This window comes from Companilactobacillus bobalius (genome assembly GCF_009764355.1).
In genome coordinates, this window is record NZ_LNUA01000003.1 from 1 (window position 1) to 5,283 (window position 5,283).

Below are 5,283 nucleotides of genomic sequence, written 5' to 3' on the forward strand. Positions count from 1 at the left end.
CCTAAATATGGAGGGGAGTGGATTCGAACCACCGAACCCGAAGGAGCGGATTTACAGTCCGCCGCGTTTAGCCAGACTTCGCTACCCCTCCAAAATGGCGCGGGACGGAATCGAACCGCCGACACATGCAGCTTCAATGCATTGCTCTACCAACTGAGCTACCGAGCCATTAAACGGTCCGTGCGAGAATCGAACTCGCGATCTCCTGCGTGACAGGCAGGCGTCCTAACCAACTAGACCAACGAACCAAGAATTTCTGAAGCGAATTGCGGGAGCAGGATTTGAACCTACGACCTTCGGGTTATGAGCCCGACGAGCTACCAGACTGCTCCATCCCGCGATAATAAAAATAAATCATATGCTACCCACTAAGGAGGATGTGGGATTCGAACCCACGCGCCGCTTTCGCGACCTGACGGTTTTCAAGACCGTTCCCTTAAGCCGGACTTGGGTAATCCTCCATTGCTTAAAACGTAAAACTATTAACTTAATGATGCTTATGCATCAATGACCCGTACGAGATTTGAACTCATGTTACCGCCGTGAAAGGGCGGTGTCTTAACCACTTGACCAACGGGTCATATAAAAAACGGAGAAGGAGGGATTTGAACCCTCGCGCCGCGTTAGCGACCTACACCCTTAGCAGGGGCGCCTCTTCAGCCACTTGAGTACTTCTCCAGATATAGTGGGCCTAAATGGACTTGAACCATCGACCTCACGCTTATCAGGCGTGCGCTCTAAACCAGCTGAGCTATAGGCCCAAAACAGTGGCAAAGCGGGTGACGAGAATCGAACTCGCGACAACAGCTTGGAAGGCTGTGGTTTTACCACTAAACTACACCCGCATATTACCTACGACACTTTAAGAACTAATAGATTAAACAATCTATTAACGGTCCGTGCGAGAATCGAACTCGCGATCTCCTGCGTGACAGGCAGGCGTCCTAACCAACTAGACCAACGAACCAAATATTTTGAAACTAATTGCGGGAGCAGGATTTGAACCTACGACCTTCGGGTTATGAGCCCGACGAGCTACCAGACTGCTCCATCCCGCGATAACAATAACAGCATTAAAGGGGTCCTTAAAGATGGACCCTGTAGGACTCGAACCTACGACCGAGCGGTTATGAGCCGCCTGCTCTAACCAACTGAGCTAAAGGTCCGGAAAAATAGCGGCGAAGGGGATCGAACCCCCGACCTCCCGGGTATGAACCGGACGCTCTAGCCAGCTGAGCTACACCGCCATAAAACTTAATGCCGTACAGAAAACAACTTTCGTTGTAATCGGGAAGACAGGATTCGAACCTGCGACCCCCTGGTCCCAAACCAGGTGCTCTACCAAGCTGAGCCACTTCCCGAGAAAAACAAATGCACCTAGTAGGAGTCGAACCTACAACCTTCTGATTCGTAGTCAGACACTCTATCCAATTGCGCTATAGGTGCATATTCATTATAGTGCCGAGGACCGGAATCGAACCGGTACGGTAATCACTTACCGCAGGATTTTAAGTCCTGTGCGTCTGCCAGTTCCGCCACCCCGGCGTTACTATAATGAAAGCGGAAGACGGGATTCGAACCCGCGACCCCCACCATGGCAAGGTGATGTTCTACCACTGAACTACTTCCGCATTATGACTATGCCGACTAGAGGATTCGAACCTCCGACCCCCTGTTTACAAGACAGATGCTCTGCCAACTGAGCTAAGTCGGCATTATGCCAAACGACATCTAACATAATACACAATAATTAATCCTTTTGCAAGACCAATTATCAATACGGGTGAAAGGACTTGAACCTTCATGTCCACTGGACACTAGAACCTAAATCTAGCGCGTCTGCCAATTCCGCCACACCCGCATGGTGTGTATATATGTTGCAAATGAGCCGTGACAGGTTCGAACTGTCGACCCTCTGATTAAAAGTCAGATGCTCTACCAACTGAGCTAACGGCTCATGATGAATGGAGGATACAGGGATCGAACCTGTGACCTCCTGCTTGTAAGGCAGATGCTCTCCCAGCTGAGCTAATCCTCCATCATGAAACAGCGTAGCAACTATCTATCCTCGCGGGTAGTTTCCCACCAACTACTTTCGACGTGGAGAAGCTTAACTTCTGTGTTCGGCATGGGAACAGGTGTATCCTTCTCGCTATCGTCACTACACTATTTGGTAACTCGTACCTTCAAAACTAGATATTAAGATTATGAATTAAATTAAAACACTTCAAACTGCTGTAAACTCTTACTCGGTTAAGTCCTCGATCTATTAGTACTGCTCAGCTCCATGTATCGCTACACTTCCACCCGCAGCCTATCTACGTCATATTCTCTAACGGATCTTACTTCCATAAAGGAATGGGAAATCTCATCTCGAGGGGGGCTTCACACTTAGATGCTTTCAGCGTTTATCCCGTCCATACGTAGCTACCCAGCGATGCGCCTGGCGGCACAACTGGTACACCAGAGGTATGTCCATCCCGGTCCTCTCGTACTAAGGACAGCTCCTCTCAAATTTCCTACGCCCGCGACGGATAGGGACCGAACTGTCTCACGACGTTCTGAACCCAGCTCGCGTACCGCTTTAATGGGCGAACAGCCCAACCCTTGGGACCGACTACAGCCCCAGGATGCGATGAGCCGACATCGAGGTGCCAAACCTCCCCGTCGATGTGAACTCTTGGGGGAGATAAGCCTGTTATCCCCAGGGTAGCTTTTATCCGTTGAGCGATGGCCCTTCCATATGGTACCACCGGATCACTAAGTCCGACTTTCGTCCCTGCTCGACTTGTCAGTCTCGCAGTCAAGCTCGCTTATGCCTTTACATTCTACGAATGATTTCCAACCATTCTGAGCGAACCTTTGAGCGCCTCCGTTACATTTTAGGAGGCGACCGCCCCAGTCAAACTGCCCACCAGACACTGTCCCTCACCACGCTAAGTGATGTAGGTTAGAGTTTTCATATAACAAGGGTAGTATCCCACCAATGCCTCCTTCGAAACTAGCGTTCCGAAATCAACGGCTCCTACCTATCCTGTACATGTCACACAAAAACTCAATATCAAGCTACAGTAAAGCTCCATGGGGTCTTTCCGTCCTGTCGCGGGTAACCCGCATCTTCACGGGTATTATAATTTCACCGAGTCTCTCGTTGAGACAGTGCCCAAATCATTACGCCTTTCGTGCGGGTCGGAACTTACCCGACAAGGAATTTCGCTACCTTAGGACCGTTATAGTTACGGCCGCCGTTTACTGGGGCTTCAATTCTCAGCTTCGCAAAAGCTAACTGATCCTCTTAACCTTCCAGCACCGGGCAGGCGTCAGCCCATATACGTCATCTTACGATTTAGCATAGACCTGTGTTTTTGATAAACAGTTGTTTGGGCCTATTCACTGCGGCTGGCTGTTACACCAGCACCCCTTCTCCCGAAGTTACGGGGTCATTTTGCCGAGTTCCTTAACGAGAGTTCACTCGCTGACCTTAGGATACTCTCCTCGACTACCTGTGTCGGTTTGCGGTACGGGTAGTTTATTTCTAACTAGGAACTTTTCTTGGCAGTGTGAGTTATTGTGCTTCGTTACTAAAATTTCACTCCCCATCACAGCTTGTCCTTAAAGATATAAGCATTTGACTCATATCAAGACTTACTGCTTGGACACGCATATCCATCAGCGTGCACACATCATCCTCCTGCGTCCTTCCATCGTTCAAACAAAATAAACTAGTACAGGAATATCAACCTGTTATCCATCGATTACGCCTTTCGGCCTCATCTTAGGCCCCGACTAACCCTGGGAGGACGAGCCTTCCCCAGGAAACCTTAGTCTTACGGCCGACCAGATTCTCACTGGTCTTTCGTTACTCATACCGGCATTCTCACTTCTAATCACTCCACCACTCCTCACGGTATGGCTTCAATGCAATTACAACGCTCTCCTACCACGTGTCTTACGACACATCCACAGTTTCGGTATCATGCTTAGCCCCGGTACATTTTCGGCGCAGAATCACTCGACTAGTGAGCTATTACGCACTCTTTGAATGAATGGCTGCTTCTAAGCCAACATCCTAGTTGTCTATGCGTTTCCACATCCTTTTCCACTTAGCATGAATTTTGGGACCTTAACTGGTGATCTGGGCTGTTTCCCTTTCGACGGTGGATCTTATCACTCATCGTCTGACTCCCGAGTAAAGATCAATGGTATTCGGAGTTTATCTGAATTCAGTAACCCAAGACGGGCCCCTAGTCCAAACAGTGCTCTACCTCCACGATCCTAAACCTCGAGGCTAACCCTAAAGCTATTTCGGAGAGAACCAGCTATCTCCAAGTTCGTTTGGAATTTCACCGCTATCCACATCTCATCTCAGCATTTTTCAACATACACGAGTTCGGTCCTCCAATGCGTTTTACCGCATCTTCAACCTGGACATGGATAGGTCACTTGGTTTCGGGTCTACATCAACATACTTAGTCGCCCTATTCAGACTCGCTTTCGCTACGGCTCCGACTTTTCATCTTAACCTTGCATGTTAACGTAACTCGCCGGTTCATTCTACAAAAGGCACGCCATCATCCATAAACGGACTCTGACTACTTGTAGGCACACGGTTTCAGGATCTATTTCACTCCCCTTCCGGGGTACTTTTCACCTTTCCCTCACGGTACTGGTTCACTATCGGTCACTAGGGAGTATTTAGCCTTGGGAGATGGTCCTCCCGGATTCCGACGGAGTTTCTCGTGTTCCGCCGTACTCAGGATACTGAATGGAGTGGATCAGATTTCGTTTACGAGGCTTTCACTCTCTTTGGCCAAGTTTTCCAACTTGTTCGACTATCATAACCTTTTGTTCTCACAACATCAGTCCTACAACCCTAAAGAGCAAGCTCTTTAGTTTGGGCTATTCCCGTTTCGCTCGCCGCTACTCAGGGAATCGAATTTTCTTTCTCTTCCTGCAACTACTTAGATGTTTCAGTTCATTGCGTGTTCCTCTTGACTGCTATGTATTCACAGACAAGTAAATATCCATTACGATATTTGGGTTCCCCCATTCGGAAATCCCCGGATCAAAGCTTACTTACAGCTCCCCGAGGCGTATCGTCGTTAGTTACGTCCTTCATCGGCTCCTAGTGCCTAGGCATCCACCGTGCGCCCTTTATAACTTAACCTAAATTAAATTACAAAAAGTAATTTAAAACAATTTGCCATGATTTTCATCACAGCTGGCAATCAAAAGATTGCCGCGCAGTTTTCGGTGTTTCTTTAATTCATTAATTCTTAATAT

21 tRNA genes and 2 rRNA genes are annotated in these 5,283 nt (G+C 48.4%); all 23 read right to left on the reverse strand.

From position 1 onward, the window contains the following. Positions 1 to 8 precede the first annotated feature (8 nt). A tRNA-Tyr gene (locus tag ATN92_RS00065) sits at positions 9 to 91 on the reverse strand. Positions 92 to 95: 4 nt separating this feature from the next. Beyond that, a tRNA-Phe gene (locus tag ATN92_RS00070) sits at positions 96 to 168 on the reverse strand. Positions 169 to 174: 6 nt separating this feature from the next. Continuing rightward, positions 175 to 248 (reverse strand) — tRNA-Asp (locus tag ATN92_RS00075). Between the two features lie 18 nt (positions 249 to 266). Then, positions 267 to 340 (reverse strand) — tRNA-Met (locus tag ATN92_RS00080). A gap of 31 nt (positions 341 to 371) precedes the next feature. Further along, a tRNA-Ser gene (locus ATN92_RS00085) sits at positions 372 to 461 on the reverse strand. A 47-nt stretch (positions 462 to 508) separates the two neighbouring features. After that, a tRNA-Glu gene (locus ATN92_RS00090) sits at positions 509 to 580 on the reverse strand. A 10-nt stretch (positions 581 to 590) separates the two neighbouring features. After that, positions 591 to 678, reverse strand: a tRNA-Ser gene (locus tag ATN92_RS00095). An 8-nt stretch (positions 679 to 686) separates the two neighbouring features. Next, a tRNA-Ile gene (locus ATN92_RS00100) sits at positions 687 to 761 on the reverse strand. Between the two features lie 13 nt (positions 762 to 774). Next, a tRNA-Gly gene (locus ATN92_RS00105) sits at positions 775 to 845 on the reverse strand. A 48-nt stretch (positions 846 to 893) separates the two neighbouring features. After that, positions 894 to 967: transfer RNA gene (locus ATN92_RS00110), tRNA-Asp, on the reverse strand. A 17-nt stretch (positions 968 to 984) separates the two neighbouring features. Continuing rightward, a tRNA-Met gene (locus ATN92_RS00115) sits at positions 985 to 1,058 on the reverse strand. Between the two features lie 34 nt (positions 1,059 to 1,092). After that, positions 1,093 to 1,166 (reverse strand) — tRNA-Ile (locus tag ATN92_RS00120). Between the two features lie 7 nt (positions 1,167 to 1,173). Beyond that, positions 1,174 to 1,247, reverse strand: a tRNA-Met gene (locus ATN92_RS00125). A 40-nt stretch (positions 1,248 to 1,287) separates the two neighbouring features. Further along, a tRNA-Pro gene (locus ATN92_RS00130) sits at positions 1,288 to 1,361 on the reverse strand. 11 nt (positions 1,362 to 1,372) lie between these two features. Continuing rightward, positions 1,373 to 1,446, reverse strand: a tRNA-Arg gene (locus ATN92_RS00135). 13 nt (positions 1,447 to 1,459) lie between these two features. Beyond that, positions 1,460 to 1,545, reverse strand: a tRNA-Leu gene (locus ATN92_RS00140). 14 nt (positions 1,546 to 1,559) lie between these two features. Beyond that, positions 1,560 to 1,631 (reverse strand) — tRNA-Gly (locus ATN92_RS00145). A 10-nt stretch (positions 1,632 to 1,641) separates the two neighbouring features. Further along, positions 1,642 to 1,714 (reverse strand) — tRNA-Thr (locus ATN92_RS00150). Positions 1,715 to 1,778: 64 nt separating this feature from the next. Beyond that, a tRNA-Leu gene (locus ATN92_RS00155) sits at positions 1,779 to 1,861 on the reverse strand. Between the two features lie 23 nt (positions 1,862 to 1,884). After that, positions 1,885 to 1,957 (reverse strand) — tRNA-Lys (locus ATN92_RS00160). A gap of 8 nt (positions 1,958 to 1,965) precedes the next feature. Further along, positions 1,966 to 2,038 (reverse strand) — tRNA-Val (locus tag ATN92_RS00165). A gap of 11 nt (positions 2,039 to 2,049) precedes the next feature. Beyond that, positions 2,050 to 2,166: ribosomal RNA gene (gene rrf, locus ATN92_RS00170) — 5S ribosomal RNA — on the reverse strand. Positions 2,167 to 2,249: 83 nt separating this feature from the next. After that, positions 2,250 to 5,167: ribosomal RNA gene (locus tag ATN92_RS00175) — 23S ribosomal RNA — on the reverse strand. Positions 5,168 to 5,283 lie beyond the last annotated feature (116 nt).